Annotated in this window: 16 protein-coding genes; 9 read left to right on the top strand and 7 right to left on the bottom strand. The window is 62.0% G+C overall.

The features are described from left to right. Positions 1-275: 275 nt before the first annotated feature. The 4 genes from rpsL to tuf all read left to right on the top strand — a co-directional run bounded on the left by rpsL (position 276) and on the right by tuf (position 4768). Positions 276-650, top strand: coding sequence for a 30S ribosomal protein S12 (rpsL, locus tag ACFRFQ_RS04110; RefSeq protein WP_003941908.1), 375 nt, complete (start codon positions 276-278; stop codon positions 648-650). Beyond that, the gene (gene rpsG / locus ACFRFQ_RS04115) at positions 650-1120 is read left to right on the top strand and encodes a 30S ribosomal protein S7 (RefSeq protein ID WP_003941856.1); all 471 of its coding nucleotides are present in this window, start codon (positions 650-652) and stop codon (positions 1118-1120) included. The genes rpsL and rpsG overlap by 1 nt, the downstream gene beginning before the upstream one ends. Before the next feature lie 203 nt (positions 1121-1323). Then, entirely contained in the window at positions 1324-3426 is a 2103-nt protein-coding gene (gene fusA / locus ACFRFQ_RS04120) for an elongation factor G (protein WP_378653338.1), read from the top strand. Between the two features lie 151 nt (positions 3427-3577). Next, positions 3578-4768, top strand: coding sequence for an elongation factor Tu (tuf, locus tag ACFRFQ_RS04125; protein ID WP_378653340.1), 1191 nt, complete (start codon positions 3578-3580; stop codon positions 4766-4768). A 283-nt stretch (positions 4769-5051) separates the two neighbouring features. On the opposite strand, the gene ACFRFQ_RS04130 is transcribed toward tuf, so the two are convergent. Genes ACFRFQ_RS04130 through ACFRFQ_RS04150 form a run of 5 tightly spaced genes read right to left on the bottom strand, consistent with a single transcriptional unit; the run spans position 5052 to position 7583 of the window. Then, positions 5052-5615 carry a hypothetical protein gene (locus tag ACFRFQ_RS04130; RefSeq protein ID WP_378653342.1) on the bottom strand — a complete coding sequence of 188 codons (564 nt, stop codon included), beginning with the start codon at positions 5613-5615 and terminating at the stop codon, positions 5052-5054. Next, positions 5612-6625, bottom strand: a complete 1014-nt coding sequence (locus tag ACFRFQ_RS04135) for a DUF6286 domain-containing protein (protein WP_378653344.1) — start codon at positions 6623-6625, stop codon at positions 5612-5614. Before ACFRFQ_RS04135 ends, ACFRFQ_RS04130 begins: the two co-directional genes overlap by 4 nt. Beyond that, positions 6612-6791, bottom strand: a complete 180-nt coding sequence (locus tag ACFRFQ_RS04140; RefSeq protein ID WP_033236416.1) for a hypothetical protein — start codon at positions 6789-6791, stop codon at positions 6612-6614. Before ACFRFQ_RS04140 ends, ACFRFQ_RS04135 begins: the two co-directional genes overlap by 14 nt. Position 6792: 1 nt before the next feature. Then, complete coding sequence (locus tag ACFRFQ_RS04145; protein WP_378653346.1) at positions 6793-7122, bottom strand: hypothetical protein; 330 nt, start codon at positions 7120-7122, stop codon at positions 6793-6795. Further along, the gene (locus tag ACFRFQ_RS04150; protein WP_378653348.1) at positions 7119-7583 is read right to left on the bottom strand and encodes an Asp23/Gls24 family envelope stress response protein; all 465 of its coding nucleotides are present in this window, start codon (positions 7581-7583) and stop codon (positions 7119-7121) included. Before ACFRFQ_RS04150 ends, ACFRFQ_RS04145 begins: the two co-directional genes overlap by 4 nt. Before the next feature lie 188 nt (positions 7584-7771). On the opposite strand from ACFRFQ_RS04150, the gene ACFRFQ_RS04155 reads away from it, so the two are divergent. Together ACFRFQ_RS04155 and ACFRFQ_RS04160 are read left to right on the top strand one after the other, a co-directional pair. After that, positions 7772-8950 carry an NAD(P)/FAD-dependent oxidoreductase gene (locus ACFRFQ_RS04155; protein WP_378653350.1) on the top strand — a complete coding sequence of 393 codons (1179 nt, stop codon included), beginning with the start codon at positions 7772-7774 and terminating at the stop codon, positions 8948-8950. Positions 8951-9013: 63 nt separating this feature from the next. Beyond that, entirely contained in the window at positions 9014-9781 is a 768-nt protein-coding gene (locus ACFRFQ_RS04160) for a glutamate racemase (protein WP_378653352.1), read from the top strand. A 79-nt stretch (positions 9782-9860) separates the two neighbouring features. Here ACFRFQ_RS04160 and ACFRFQ_RS04165 read toward each other — a convergent pair whose 3' ends face one another. Further along, positions 9861-10226 carry an SPW repeat protein gene (locus ACFRFQ_RS04165; RefSeq protein ID WP_378653354.1) on the bottom strand — a complete coding sequence of 122 codons (366 nt, stop codon included), beginning with the start codon at positions 10224-10226 and terminating at the stop codon, positions 9861-9863. Between the two features lie 335 nt (positions 10227-10561). On the opposite strand from ACFRFQ_RS04165, the gene ACFRFQ_RS04170 reads away from it, so the two are divergent. Together ACFRFQ_RS04170 and ACFRFQ_RS04175 are read left to right on the top strand one after the other, a co-directional pair. Further along, positions 10562-11308 (top strand): DNA alkylation repair protein, encoded by a 747-nt coding sequence (locus tag ACFRFQ_RS04170; RefSeq protein ID WP_378653357.1) that lies wholly within the window; start codon positions 10562-10564, stop codon positions 11306-11308. A 35-nt stretch (positions 11309-11343) separates the two neighbouring features. After that, positions 11344-12618 (top strand): glycosyltransferase family 87 protein, encoded by a 1275-nt coding sequence (locus ACFRFQ_RS04175; protein ID WP_378653360.1) that lies wholly within the window; start codon positions 11344-11346, stop codon positions 12616-12618. Here ACFRFQ_RS04175 and ACFRFQ_RS04180 read toward each other — a convergent pair. Beyond that, complete coding sequence (locus ACFRFQ_RS04180; RefSeq protein WP_378653362.1) at positions 12602-13657, bottom strand: 2Fe-2S iron-sulfur cluster-binding protein; 1056 nt, start codon at positions 13655-13657, stop codon at positions 12602-12604. The two genes, ACFRFQ_RS04175 and ACFRFQ_RS04180, sit on opposite strands and share 17 nt — an antisense overlap. Positions 13658-14018: 361 nt before the next feature. On the opposite strand from ACFRFQ_RS04180, the gene mdo reads away from it, so the two are divergent. Continuing rightward, positions 14019-15293 carry an NDMA-dependent methanol dehydrogenase gene (gene mdo / locus ACFRFQ_RS04185; RefSeq protein WP_138869591.1) on the top strand — a complete coding sequence of 425 codons (1275 nt, stop codon included), beginning with the start codon at positions 14019-14021 and terminating at the stop codon, positions 15291-15293. Positions 15294-15341: the final 48 nt, after the last annotated feature.

Below are 15341 nucleotides of genomic sequence, written 5' to 3' on the forward strand. Positions count from 1 at the left end.
GTCGTGTCCGGCATGCCCGGGCCGACCTGTGTGCCTAGCTAGGTATTGCCGTGCGCACGTTCGAGCAGTTATTGCTTCAGAACGAGCATCCGGCTGCCTGTGTGGGGGTATGCGACACGCCCGACCTCGGGTGCGGAGCGAGGCGCATTTGCGCAGCGCAGCAGTATCAGAGGTGGGTGAGGAGCAGCAGCTCTCTTGCTCCAACTGCTAGATCCCTAATTTCAGAACAGCCAAGGTTGCTTCGAGCAGTCTGTTCCGACGTAGAAAGCCGGTAAATGCCAACCATCAACCAGCTGGTCCGCAAGGGTCGCCGCGACAAGACCGCCAAGGTCAAGACGGCAGCCCTCAAGGGCAGCCCGCAGCGTCGTGGCGTGTGCACTCGCGTGTACACCACCACTCCCAAGAAGCCGAACTCCGCGCTCCGTAAGGTCGCTCGCGTTCGCCTGACGACTTCGGTCGAGGTCACCGCGTACATCCCCGGTGAAGGCCACAACCTTCAGGAGCACTCCATGGTGCTCGTCCGTGGCGGTCGTGTGAAGGACCTCCCGGGTGTCCGTTACAAGATCATCCGCGGCTCCCTCGACACCCAGGGTGTCAAGGGTCGCAAGCAGGCACGCAGCCGCTACGGCGCCAAGAAGGAGAAGAGCTAATGCCACGTAAGGGCCCCGCTCCGAAGCGCCCGCTCATCAACGACCCGGTTTACGGTTCCCCGTTGGTGACGCAGCTCGTCAACAAGATCCTGCTGGACGGCAAGAAGTCCACCGCAGAGCGGATCGTGTACCAGGCTCTCGAGCAGGCGCGCGAGAAGACCGGCACCGATCCGGTCGTCACCCTCAAGCGCGCCCTGGACAACGTCAAGCCTGCACTCGAGGTTCGTAGCCGCCGCGTCGGTGGCGCTACCTACCAGGTGCCGGTCGAGGTTCGCCCCGGTCGTTCCACCACGCTGGCACTGCGCTGGCTGGTCACCTTCTCGCGTGCACGTCGTGAGAAGACCATGGTCGAGCGTCTCGCCAACGAGCTCCTCGATGCCAGCAATGGCCTCGGTGCAGCTGTGAAGCGTCGCGAAGACACTCACAAGATGGCCGAAGCCAACAAGGCATTCGCCCACTACCGCTGGTGATGTAAGCGTCGGAGCAACTGCCATCGGGTGGGTGCTCCGACGCTGTCGCCGTTGGCGACCTGATCACATCGGCCGGTTAATTCCGGGCAGAGGTGGTCGGGTTGCCACGGCAGAGACATAATTGAAAGACCATGGCCTTGACGGTGGAACACACCGGATACGGCCGACACCCGAAAACCAAGCAACGAGCGGGGAAGAAACCTGTGGCACAGGAAGTGCTGACTGACCTGAACAAGGTCCGCAACATCGGCATCATGGCGCACATCGATGCCGGCAAAACCACCACCACCGAGCGCATCCTGTTCTACACCGGTGTCAATTACAAGATCGGTGAGACGCACGACGGTGCGTCGACGACGGACTGGATGGAGCAGGAGAAGGAACGCGGCATCACGATCACGTCTGCCGCCGTGACTTGCTTCTGGAACAACAACCAGATCAACATCATCGATACCCCCGGCCACGTCGACTTCACGGTCGAGGTTGAGCGGTCGCTGCGCGTGCTCGACGGCGCAGTTGCTGTGTTCGACGGTAAAGAGGGTGTCGAGCCGCAGTCCGAGCAGGTGTGGCGTCAGGCTGCGAAGTACGACGTTCCGCGTATTTGCTTCGTCAACAAGATGGACAAGATGGGCGCGGATTTCTACTTCACCGTGCAGACCATCATCGACCGTCTCGGCGCGAAGCCGCTCGTTCTCCAGCTGCCCATCGGCGCTGAGGACGACTTCGACGGCGTCGTCGACCTGGTCGAGATGAAGGCAATCACCTGGCGCGGCGTGGTCCCGACCGGTGCACTGCCGACCATCGAAGAGATCCCCGCGGATCTGGTCGAGAAGGCTGCAGAGTACCGCGAGAAGCTGCTCGAAACCGTTGCCGAGTCCGACGAAGCTCTCATGGAGAAGTACTTCGGCGGCGAAGAGCTCACGGTCGAGGAAATCAAGGGCGCCATCCGCAAGATGACGGTCGCTTCCGAGCTGTACCCGGTTATCTGTGGCTCCGCGTTCAAGAACAAGGGCGTTCAGCCCATGCTCGACGCAGTCATCGATTACCTGCCGAACCCGCTGGACATCGGCGAGGTCGTCGGCCACAAGCTCGGTGACGAAGAAGTAGAGATCACTCGCAAGCCGAGCAAGGAAGAGCCGTTCTCGGCTCTCGCCTTCAAGATCGCTGCTCACCCGTTCTTCGGCAAGCTGACCTTCGTCCGCGTGTACTCCGGTCGTATCGATCCGGGCGCACAGGTGCTCAACGCCACCAAGGGCAAGAAGGAGCGCATCGGAAAGCTCTTCCAGATGCACGCCAACAAGGAGAACCCGGTAGACGAGGCCGTAGCCGGCCACATCTACGCGATGATCGGTCTCAAGGACACCACCACCGGTGACACCTTGTGCGATCAGGCGAACCCCATCGTCCTCGAGTCGATGTCGTTCCCCGCACCGGTCATCCAGGTCTCCATCGAGCCCAAGACCAAGTCGGACCAGGAAAAGCTGGGCGTCGCAATCCAGAAGCTCGCCGAAGAGGATCCGACCTTCTCGGTCGAACTCGACGAAGAGACTGGCCAGACCGTCATCGGCGGTATGGGCGAGCTGCACCTCGACATCCTCGTCGACCGTATGCGTCGCGAGTTCAAGGTCGAGGCCAACGTCGGCAAGCCGCAGGTTGCGTACCGCGAGACCATCACCAAGACGGTCGAGAAGCACGACTACACCCACAAGAAGCAGACGGGTGGTTCGGGCCAGTTCGCAAAGGTCATCATCGCTCTGGAGCCTTTCGTGGGCGAAGACGGTGCTACCTACGCATTCGAGAACAAGGTTTCCGGCGGACGCATCCCGCGCGAGTACATCCCCTCCGTGGATGCAGGCGCACAGGACGCGATGCAGTACGGTGTTCTCGCCGGCTACCCGCTCGTGAACCTGAAGCTGTCGCTGCTCGATGGTGCTTACCACGACGTCGACTCCTCGGAAATGGCGTTCAAGGTTGCCGGTTCGCAGGCACTGAAGGAAGCCGCCCGTAAGGCCGGCCCCGTCATTCTCGAGCCGCTCATGGCTGTCGAGGTCACAACGCCCGAGGAATACATGGGCGACGTGATCGGCGACCTCAACTCCCGCCGTGGCCAGATCCAGGCCATGGAGGAACGCAGTGGTGCCCGTGTCGTGAAGGCGCTGGTTCCGCTCTCGGAGATGTTCGGTTACATCGGTGACCTGCGGTCGAAGACTCAGGGCCGTGCGAACTTCTCCATGGTGTTCGATTCCTACGCAGAGGTTCCCGCGAACGTCTCGAAGGAAATCATCGCCAAGGCGACGGGCGAGTAAGTAGTAATTACTACGTCAGTAGTAATTACTGCGAGCTTCCCAGCCCGCGCCGGTAAGTAACTTCGGTTGCTTCCGGCACGAAGCACGACCAAGTAATAACCAACCGCACTGCTGCATACGGCAAGCAATTATCAGTCCAGGAGGACACAAAGTGGCGAAGGCGAAGTTCGAGCGGACGAAGCCGCACGTGAACATCGGCACCATCGGTCACGTCGACCACGGCAAGACCACGACGACGGCGGCCATCACCAAGGTGCTTGCGGATGCTTACCCCGACCTGAACGAGGCTTCGGCTTTCGATCAGATCGACAAGGCTCCCGAGGAAAAGGCTCGCGGCATCACGATCAACATCTCGCATGTTGAGTACCAGACGGACAAGCGCCACTACGCGCACGTCGATGCACCGGGTCACGCCGACTACATCAAGAACATGATCACCGGCGCGGCTCAGATGGACGGCGCTATCCTCGTCGTTGCAGCCACCGATGGCCCGATGCCCCAGACGCGCGAGCATGTCCTGCTCGCTCGCCAGGTTGGCGTTCCTTACATCCTCGTCGCCCTGAACAAGGCCGACATGGTTGACGACGAAGAGATCCTCGAGCTCGTCGAGATGGAGGTCCGCGAACTGCTGGCCGGCCAGGAATTCGACGAGGACGCCCCGGTCATCCCGATCTCGGCACTCAAGGCACTCGAGGGCGACCCGAAGTGGACCCAGTCCATCCTCGACCTCATGGCTGCTGTCGACGAGTCCATCCCGACTCCGGTTCGTGAGACCGAGAAGCCCTTCCTCATGCCTGTCGAGGATGTCTTCACGATCACCGGCCGTGGCACCGTTGTCACCGGTCGTATCGAGCGTGGCGTTGTCAACGTGAACGAGGAGGTGGAGATCGTCGGCATCAAGGACACCTCCACCAAGACCACCGTCACGGGCATCGAAATGTTCCGCAAGCTGCTCGACTCGGGCCAGGCCGGCGACAACGTCGGACTGCTCGTTCGTGGCATCAAGCGCGAAGATGTCGAGCGTGGACAGGTTGTCGTCAAGCCGGGCACCACGACTCCCCACACGGAGTTCGAGGGCCAGGCATACATCCTGTCGAAGGACGAGGGCGGCCGCCACACCCCGTTCTTCAACAACTACCGCCCGCAGTTCTACTTCCGTACCACGGACGTTACGGGCGTCGTGACGCTGCCTGAGGGCACCGAGATGGTCATGCCCGGTGACAACACCGAGATGTCCGTCAAGCTCATCCAGCCTGTCGCCATGGACGAGGGCCTGCGCTTCGCAATTCGCGAAGGCGGCCGTACGGTCGGCGCCGGCAAGGTTGCCAAGATCATCAAGTGAGACTCTTGTCTTGCTAGCTGATTCATAGCACGTAAGAAAAGGCGCTCATTCCCTTACGGGAGTGGGCGCCTTTTCTGTGTTTCCGGCTTTTGCAAAAGTGACATATCGGGCTCTATCTGTCGATAGGCTCGGCCCGTCAACCATTCAATACCGGAAAGAGGTACTCCATGGGATCCCTGAACGATTGGCTGCTCAACAGCAACAGTCCACTGGTAGGAATTGTCGGAGGCATCCTCCTGACGATCGGTATGCTCTCCGGTGGCTCAGGTATGTGACGGCCGGATCAGCTTGCCGCGTCCACCCGGTCGAGATGGAGCAGAACCTGTACTGCAACATCCGAACCGTCGAGATTTCTGCGCGTAGTCGACGCGATTTCCTCGGCGCGGGTGGTGAAGTCGACGACGTTGATTCCTGGATCGGCGTTGACCACGACGGAGAGTGTCGGCAGTCCGCGGTCTACGGTGGCTCGTCCCTTGGTGGTGCGGACGCCGGGCAATTGTGCGAGTTCCGCTGCAACACCATCGGCGATCGGACCGAGATCAACACTGATGTCGGTTCCGGATTCGGCATGGCGCAGTGTCACTGCTCGGGCGCGGCGCAGTCGTAGATTGAGGTACAGCAAGCCGAATCCGGCAAGAACGCAGAAGACAAAAGTTCCGGTGAGAACCCAATGCCACCAGGGTTGCTCGGGAATTCCGAGGAGCGTCGGTCGATCCAGCCGTGATACCCACGTTCGGATCAGGCGGACACCGGCATCCCAGGCAATGATGTATGCGCCGGCCACGACGAGCGCAATGCCGATGATCAGCACAACAACTCGGTCGAGCCCGGCTATGTAGCGGTTCACGATTCGACCTTCTGTCTTGCTGCGATTTCCCGGGCGAGAACGGTCAGACGTACGGGTCGCTGCAGGACGTCGAGGTGCGGTTGAACCGCTGTTTCGACTGCCGCGATCAGCGTGTCCCGATCCCCGCCGACGGTATCGATATGGACCTTGGCATGTTTGCGGTCGACCGTGGTGTGGGCGCGTTCGACGCCAGGCACCGTGGCGGCTTGCCCGCTACACATGCGGGCGATGTCCGTTGGGCGCATCCAGACTGTGCCGGCGTTCGGGTTACCTAGCGGCACATGTGTTTTGGCGCGCCGCTTGATGGCCGTCATGATCAGGACCACTCCGGCGGCGACTGCAGCGATCGCCGTCGGCAGTAGCCATGTCTGCCAGTGCAATCGTGATGCCCATTCAACCGAGTTCGCGATCCACGGCGCGGATTCGAAGGTGCCACGATTGATGAACCACTCACGCGAGACCACAAAAGCAAGCGCGAGTAACCCGAATGCGATCACCACTGCCGATACCGCTGCGGCGGGTGCGGCGGCAGGCGCGCGAGGGGGAGTCCACTGCGAAACCGGTTGCTCGGCAGTGTCTTCGGGGGTGGTGATCCCCGAGACGTCCCCGTCCTCGGGAGCGGCGGTTGCGGCGATCAGGACATTCATTTCGTGCAGCGGGTAACCGGTGAGGGATTCGACGCTCGTGGCGACCTCGTGGTGCACGCGGCCCGTCAGTTCGACAACGGAGCATGGCCAGTTGACGGCGAGGAAGAGATTGACGGATACGGCGTCGGCGCCCGTCGCGATGTCTGCCCGGGGTAGTTCTCGTCCGGTCAACTTGCTGAGTCCGCCGGTTTGCCGGACAACTCCGGGGACTGCGATCGCGGCGGCTGTGGCGATTTTCGACATTGCGCGGTCTTTGATGACCAGAACGCCGCGAAGGCCGGGATCGACCTCGGGTTCGACGGGACCGGGTTTCGACGTGCCCGGCGTCGACGAGGTGGGTGTGGTGGACTCAGCCACGGCCACGGCTTCGGAGGATGGCGCCGAGGTCGAGGTGGCCGTCGCGGTGGGCGCCGATCGCCATACCGGCTGCGCCGAGGAGGACCGCGAAGAGGAATCCGCTGAATCCGCCCAGAATCCCGGCGAGGGCGAGGAGCAGACCGACCAGCAGGCCGACTGTCGTGCTGTTCACATCAGTTCCTTTCTTCGATGAGGGGTGCGCCTTGATCGTCAGGGTGGCTGACGTCGCCGACGGTGACGGTGATCGGTACGTCGATGACCTTCGCGACCGCGTCGCGGACTTGCTGCGCGACAGTCACGACGTTTGCCGGGTAAGCGACGGATATGTGTACGTTGCAACCGGTCTCGTCGATGACAACTCCGGTGAGGCGTTTGCCCGGGAGATAGGTTCCGACTTCGCCGAACTCGCCGCCGTGCAGTGCGGCGACACCCTCGACCGACAGCGCAGCGTCGGCGACGGTTTCGGCAGTCTTGCCGAGATCGATCGGGGCGGAACCGTTCACTGAACTCTCGGCTTCACTTCCGGTTCGGTGCCCGGGTTCTCGGATTCGCCGAAGAGCATCACGTCGAAGACGGTGATGTTGACTTCGGTGACTTCGAGGCCGGTCATTCTTTCGACTGCCGCTATGACGTTGCGCCTGATCCCGAGTGCCAACTCGTGGAGTGCGACGCCGTATTCGGCGACGATTCCGATGTCGATCGCGGCCTGCTTCTCTCCGACCTCGACGGCCACGCCCTGGGCGTGATTGACGCGCGCGCCGGGGATGCGGTCGCGGAGTGCGCCGACAGCGCGGGCGGTACCCCCGCCGACGTCGTAGACGCCGTTGATCTCGCGGGTGGCTATGCCGGCGATCTTGGCGACCACAGCGTCGGCGATGATCGTTTTGCCCTGTGTGCTGTGGAGCGCGGCGCCACCGTCCGCGCCGAACTGGACGCTACTGGTTCCACTGGAATCGCTGGTCATACGGTGCTCCCTGCTCGAGTTTCAGTGTGTGCGTCTCACCTGCCCTCAACTCTAGTGACAACCGCTGCTTGTCAGCGGATGCACCACACCTACGTCCGAATTTGGTATGACAGAGTCTGACGTGAATTACGTGACGGCTCTCATAGTGAGCGCCGATAGTGACGCAAGAACAGACGGGTGGGTGTGTGGTGACACGGATTGTGATCGTGGGCGCAGGTTTGTCGGGGCTACGAGCCGCGGAGGAGCTGCGGCGTGCCAGTTTCGAGGGCGAGATTGTGCTCGCCGGTGGTGAGGCGCATCTGCCGTACGACCGTCCGCCGCTGTCCAAGGAAGTCATCCGCGGAGACAAGGACGAGACGACTCTTCGTCCGGCGGAGTTCTTCACCGAGAACGCGATCGACTTGAAGCTCGGTTCCCCAGCACAGTCGGTGGATACCGCGTCCAAGACCGTCTCGTTCGCCGACGGTTCGGAGCTGACGTACGACGATCTGATTATCGCCACGGGACTGACCCCTCGGCGCATCGGCGGTCTGCCTGAACTGTCGGGTGTGCATGTCCTGCGCTCCATCGAAGAAGCACTTGCCTTGCGCGCGGATCTTGCGCCGGGCAAGCGAGCGCTGATCGTCGGCGCCGGCTTCATCGGCTGCGAGCTGGCGTCGAGCATGAAGTCGCACGGAGTCGACGTCGTCCTGCTCGAGCCGCAGGCGACACCGCTTGCATCGGTACTCGGCACGACGGTGGGTGCCCTGGTGGAGCGACTGCACCGCGACGCCGGCATCGACGTCCGGGTTGGTGTCGGGCTCGAGACTCTGTCCGGCGACGGCGTCGTCGACACCGCTGTACTCGGTGACGGTTCCGAAATTGCAGTCGACGTGGTTGCCATCGGTGTCGGGTCCTTGCCGGTGACGGACTGGCTCGCAGATTCCGGAATCGAACTCGGCAACGGCGTGCTGTGCGACGCGGTGGGCCGGACAAGCGTCGAGAACGTGTGGGCGATCGGTGACGTCGCCGCGTGGACGATCGGGGAAAACCGCAAGCGCGTCGAACATTGGAGCAACGCGGGGGACCAGGCGAAGGTTCTTGCCGGAGCGTTGACCGGGACAGGCGACCCGAATGCGCCCGCGCAGGTTCCGTATTTCTGGAGCGATCAATTCGACGTGAAGATTCAGGCACTGGGAACAGTGTCGCCTACGGATCAGGTGCATATCGTCAAGGACGACGGCCGCAAATTCGTCGCGTACTACGAGCGTGACGGAGTGCTGGCAGCTGTGGTCGGCTGCGGCAGCCCTGCGGCGGTCATGAAAATGCGCGCGAAGATCGCTGCGGGAACTCCGATCGCCGAGGTGCTGGAAGCCGCAGCAGTGTGAGTTGATGAACGCCGCGCGTGAGCTGATGCGGCCAGGGCGGGTTCGGGACGCTAGATTTGTTCGGTGATCGTTGCGCTCATCGACTCGGGACTAGGTTTGCTCCCGACTTCCGCCTGGCTTCGTCGCCTGCGTCCCGAACTGGATCTGGTGCTGTCCTTGGATCCTGACGGCGCACCATGGGGACCGAAGCCGGTGCCGTGGGTGATCGATCGGGTGCTTGGCGCCGCGCAGCGAAGTCTCGACCGGGGCGCGCAGGTCATCGTGCTGCCGTGCAACACGGCGAGTGTGACGGCGCTCGAGCATGTCCGTGAACTGGTCGGGCCTGATATCCCGGTAATCGGAACCGTACCGGCGATCAAACCCGCGGCCGCTGCCTGTGAGTCGGTGGCGATCTGGGCTACGGCGGCCACCACGGCCAGCCGCTATCAGGCAGATCTGATCGCGGAATTCGCTGACGGATCCGAGGTGGTCGGCGTTGCGTGCCACGGCTTGGCCGACGCCATCGACCGGGGCGACCGAGCGGGCGCCTTGGCTGCGATCGGCGATGCCGCCGCCCGGACGCCAGAAGGTGTGCAAGGCGTTGTTCTGGGCTGCACCCACTACCCGTTGCTGCGGGACGAAATTGTTGCTGCACTACCCGAAGGGGTCCTGCTCTTCGACAGCGCCGAGGCCGTCGCCAGGCAGACCCTGCGCCGGATCGACGCAGCCGCGATGGACACTTCTGCCGGTTCCGGGACTGTCGAGGTGTTTGTCAGCGGACGTCCCGGCAGCCTTCCGCCCAGCGCCGAAGCATTCGACGCCGGGCGGTTGTTGGGAGCAGTCAGGGCCTGAGCGGCTCAGTGATGCTGCTCTAATGGGCGGCCACTCCGTGATCGCTGCTCTAATGGGCGGCCACTCCGTGATCGCTGCTCTAATGGGCGGCCACTCCGTGATCGCCGTGATGCATTCTCGCGCTCATCATCGGCATCGCACTGACTGCCACCACTACGGTGAGGACTCCGACAACCCAGGCTGTCCAGGCTGCGCCTTCGAAGGCGTGGAAGTTCATGACCCAGGGGGAGATGAACATCAGAACACCGAAGACACCCATCGCGTAGTCGGCGACGGCCATGTCTGGTCGCGCCATGTGAGCCAGGCCGGCGAGTGCCACGAGGACACCCAGGACGATCAGTGACCACATAGCTCGGTCGTTGGTGGTCAACCAGATCGGTGACAGTGCGGCAAAGACACCGAGAACCACGGCTACGGCATCCTGCATTCGATTCCACGACTTCATGGCGAAACCTCCTCGAGCGAATGGACTTCCTCACTCTCGAGTAGACGCCTTCCTGAGGTCGAGTTCAACTCTCCGACAATTGCATTCGGGTTGCAGTTACCTGTCCGCGGCGGAGGTTTGTATCAAGATTTGTGATCATAGGTGCGGGCTGCGACCAACCCGCGCGGGGCGGTGGCTGCGATGTGCCCGGAGAGTGCCATCAGTGTGAGCGTCGTGAACGCCAGTGCGGTTGTGAGCATGGTTTCAGTGTTGTCGCCTGGGCTGTGCTTACCTGGGGCGTTCAATGTGAGGACGCTGTGAATTGTGAGATCGTGGAATTGTGAGATCGTGTCGGCATGGGTGATCTGAGTGCTCGTGCGGTGTGCGATGCGTTGGCGGAGCTGTCCGATCCGGAGGATGCTGTTCACCTTCAGCGGTTCTTCAAAACCGGGCCGGGGGAGTACGGCGAGGGTGATGTCTTCATCGGGGTTCGGGTGCCCAAAACGCGGACCGTGGTCAAACGGTTCGGCGATCTCGACCTGACCCACGTGCGTGTTCTGCTCGACAGTGACGTCCACGAACATCGCCTCGCCGCCCTGCTGATTCTCGTGACGCAGTTCGAGAAGGCAAGCAGGCAGCGGTCTTTCGACGACGAGGCCCGACGCACGATCGCCGAGTTCTACCTCGATGCGGTGGAGCGTGGGCGAGTGAACAACTGGGACCTGGTCGATTCGTCCGCTGGTCAGATCCTCGGTGGCTGGCTGTTCGATCGGGATCGACGTCTGGTGTTCGAGCTGTCGGCTTCGGGCGACCTGTGGCGTCGGCGCGTGGCGCTGTTGACCACGTACGGCTTCATCACGCGAGGTGACGCGTCGACAACCCTCGATCTCGCAGCATCCGTCTGTGGTGATCGTCGTGATCTGACTCAGAAGGCGATGGGTTGGATGCTGCGCGAGGTGGGCAAACGTGTCGACCGGCGTCTGTTGACCGGGTTTCTGGAGTTGCACGCGCACGATATGGGTCGAACCGCGTTGAGCTATGCGTGTGAGCACCTGAGTGCGGAGGAGCGTGCGCACTTTCGATCGCTTCGTGCGCCGGTGTGAGCCGGCGTCGTAACGGTCTGTGACACGATCGAGGGGTGCCGGCCACCTCAGCTCGACTAGTCACTGCGACAACGATCGCGTCGATGCTCACGGCAGCCTGCGTGGTGTTGGCATATCTGGTGTTCGTCGTACGAGCCGTCGAACCTGTCGATTTTCTTGTCTACCGGTACGCCGTAGAGATGTTTGCCAGTGGCGGCGACATCTATGCCGGGAACCTGTTCGGCCCGCTGATCGAGCCCGAGGGGATGCCGTTCACCTATACGCCGTTTGCGGTGTTGTTGTTGTGGCCGACAGCGATTTTCGACTGGTGGACCGCGTACCTTCTGTGGTCGCTGTTGTGCATTCTCGTGGTGGCGTGGACGGTTGCGCGATTCACTCCGAGGTGGGTTCGATTGCGCCCGTTGGTCATGGCCGCAATTCTGATCGGAGTGTCGGTGACACCGACGGTCAGCGCACACATCTCGTTCGGTCAGGTAAATCTGCTGTTGATGGGTTTGGTGCTGTTCGACATCACCCGTCGCGACAACTCGATTCTCGGCCGATGCTTCCCGCGCGGACTGTTGATCGGCATTGCGACAGCAGTCAAGCTGACCCCGGCGTTGTTCATCGTCTACTTCCTGGTGACACGGCAATGGCGGCTGGCGATCTGGAGTTCGATGGGTGCTGCTGCAGCCACAATTGCTGCCGCACTGGTCGATCCGGCCCTGAGTAGGACCTTCTGGACTGACGTGGTGTGGAGCCTCAGCGGCCGAGTGGATCTGACAGGCGAGGCTATTGCGAGTTCGGGGAACGGCTCATTGCAGGGCACCCTGGCGGCAATGGGTACCTGGACGGATGCCGTGGTGATGCCGTTGATCGTTCTGGTCGGTGCGGTGGCGCTGTGGATCTCACGGCGGATTTATCTCGACGGACGCGGCGTCGACGCGGCACTTGTGGTCGGGTTGAGTGCGCCGATTCTGTCCCCGATCAGCTGGATCCATCACTGGGTGTATCTGATTCCGGCGGCGGTCACGATACTGTTCCGACTGCGTTCGCGTCGAGGCTTTGCGGTGTTCGTTGCGGCTTTGGCGGTCGTCTATTGCGGACCGAGTATGGGACAGCAGCTGATGGCCTCGTCGACGCTGCTCGTGCCGGTCGGTGTGATTTTGCGCGAGGGCTTCATCCTGGTCAGCGCCGCGGCGATTGTTGCGTTGTGGCAGATACGGCCACGTCAGGCTGCCGGGTTGGGGGAAAACGGTTCGGCCCCCGAAACCGAAGGGAATCAGGGGCCGAACCGTATCGAAGAATCCGGTGTCAGAACTCGATCTTGAGCCTGTCGGTGACAGGCTTTGCCTGGCAGCCGAGAATGTATCCGTTTGCGATGTCCTCGGCGTCGAGGATCTCGGAATTATCCATCTGCACTTCACCTTCGGTGACGGTGCAGGCGCAGGATCCGCATTCACCTTCCTGGCAGGAGTACGGCACGTCGAGTCCCTTGGCGAGCATGATGTCGACAAGGGTCTGTTTGCGTGGCCAGACGAGTGTGTGCGTTTCGCCGTCCAACTCGACCTCGACTGTAGCGGCGTCAGCTGCTTCTTCGTCGGTGACCTCGGCAAGCTCGACGTCCTTGAACGGATCACCGGCGAGGGAGTTGAAGACCTCGGCGTGGACCTGTGTGCGAGGCATACCGGCTTCGGCGAGTGCGCTGTGCACGGCGTCCATGAAGGGCCCGGGGCCGCACATGAAGGCTTCGTACGCGACAAACGGCTTGGCCAGCGTTGCCAGCTGCGAAATGACCGGGAGTCCCTGGACCGATTCGATCCAGTGAATGACGGTCAGGCGGCCGGCGTACTTGGTTGCGAGTTCGCGGAGCTCTGCGCCGAAGATGACGGATTTCTCGTCACGGTTGGCGTACACGAGGACAACGTTGCCGCTGCCCTGAGTCAGAGCGGACTTGAGGATCGAGATCACCGGGGTGATACCGCTGCCGGCGCCGAAAAGCAGGAAGTCGTGATCGAGCGACTTGGGGGTGAACACACCGGACGGCGGCAGCACTTCGATGGTGTCGCCGACCTGGACCTTGTCGCACAACCAGTTGGAGCCGTAGCCGTCGACGGTTCGCTTGACGGTCACCTTGGGGGCGTCGTCGGTGAATGGTGAACTGGCCAGGGAGTAGCACCGTGCAACGGAACCGGTCTGGTCGCTGGGGATGCGCAGGGTGAGGAACTGTCCGGGCTTGTAGTCGAACTTGCCCTTCAGATCTTCGGGGATCTCGAATACCAGCGACCGGGCGTCCGAAGTCTCTTCCACGACTCCGGACACGGTGAGTACCGCCGATCGCGAACTGTGCGGTACCTCGACTGTCGTCATCGCGAAGCAAGTCCTCTCGTGAAGCTGGGTAAAGCGCAGGTCAGTGAAATGCTAGAGCTAGAACATGTTCTAGTTCAATGCTAGCAGTGATGAAAAGCTACTGGGGATCCTAGTCGCGCGGCAATACGTTCCCGATCAGCGGGAATCAGACCGTCCGCGACGGTGAGGCCTGGCGCGCCGGGGTGGTCACAACCTGCCCGAAAGGGCGGTTCGGGGGCGGCGTCCGGGCGGTAAACGCCGAGAACTCTGGGTTCGGGCTGTCGGCCGGTCCACAGTGGAGTGCAGATGAGACGCCGATCACAAACAAGCGGCTCGAATCACTCCCACCGTCACATTCACGCATTCGCGAGGAGCAAAGAAGATGGCAATCGAGCTCAACCAGATCTGGGATTTCCCGATCAAGGAATTTCATCCATTCCCCCGTGCGCTGATGGGTGTGGGCGCTCACGACATCATCGGCGTCGAAGCCAAGAACCTCGGATTCAAGCGCACCCTGTTGATGACGACGGGTCTGCGCGGCTCGGGAATCATCGAAGAACTGATCGGCAAGATCGAGTACCAGGGCGTCGAGGTGGTTCTCTACGACAAGGTGGAGTCCAACCCCAAGGACTACAACGTCATGGAGGCCGCGGCTCTCTACCAGAAGGAGAAGTGCGACTCGATCATCTCGATCGGTGGCGGTTCGAGCCACGACGCCGCCAAAGGTGCCCGCGTCGTGATCGCGCACGACGGTCGCAACATCAACGAGTTCGAGGGATTTGCCAAGTCCACGAACAAGGAGAACCCACCGCACATTGCCGTATCCACCACGGCCGGTACCGGTTCCGAGACGTCGTGGGCGTACGTCATCACCGACACGTCGGACATGAACAACCCGCACAAGTGGGTGGGCTTCGACGAGGCGACCATTGTGACTCTCGCGGTCGACGACCCGCTGCTCTACTACACCTGCCCTCAGCACTTCACGGCGTACTGCGGCTTCGACGTACTCGCACACGGCAGTGAGCCGTTCGTGTCTCGTCTCGATTTTGCGCCGTCGCTCGGTAACGCGATCTACTCGGTGGAGTTGGTTGCCAAGAATCTGCGCGAGGCCGTCTTCGAGCCGCGGAACCTCAAAGCCCGCGAGGGAATGATGAACGCGCAGTACATTGCCGGCCAGGCCTTCAACTCCGGCGGACTGGGGATCGTTCACTCGATCTCCCACGCGGTGAGCGCCTTCTTCGACAGCCACCACGGTCTGAACAACGCCATCGCGCTGCCGCGGGTGTGGGAGTACAACCTGCCGTCGCGCTACGAGCGTTACGCCCAGTTGGCCGGCGCCCTCGGTGTCGACACCCGCAACCTCACGACGGTGCAGGCTGCCGACGCGGCCGTCGAGGCTGCGATCCGTCTGGCCAAGGACGTCGGTATCCCCGACAACTTCAGTCAGGTGCGCACCGATTCGTACGCGAAGAACCAGATGAACACCAAGAAGTACGAGGGTCGTGGTGATGTCATCACGGGTGACGAGAAGACTGTGCGCGCCATCTCCGAGCACATTCAGGACGACTGGTGCACCCCGGGCAATCCCCGTGAGGTCACTGTGGAGTCGATGATCCCGGTTGTCGATCACGCGATCAACAAGTCGTACTTCTGACCGCCTGCTGTGCGCCTTTGTCAACCGCGGGCGGTTGATAAAGGCGCA

Origin of the sequence: Rhodococcus sp. NPDC056743 (assembly GCF_042790355.1) — a bacterium.
GTDB lineage: Bacteria > Actinomycetota > Actinomycetes > Mycobacteriales > Mycobacteriaceae > Rhodococcus_F.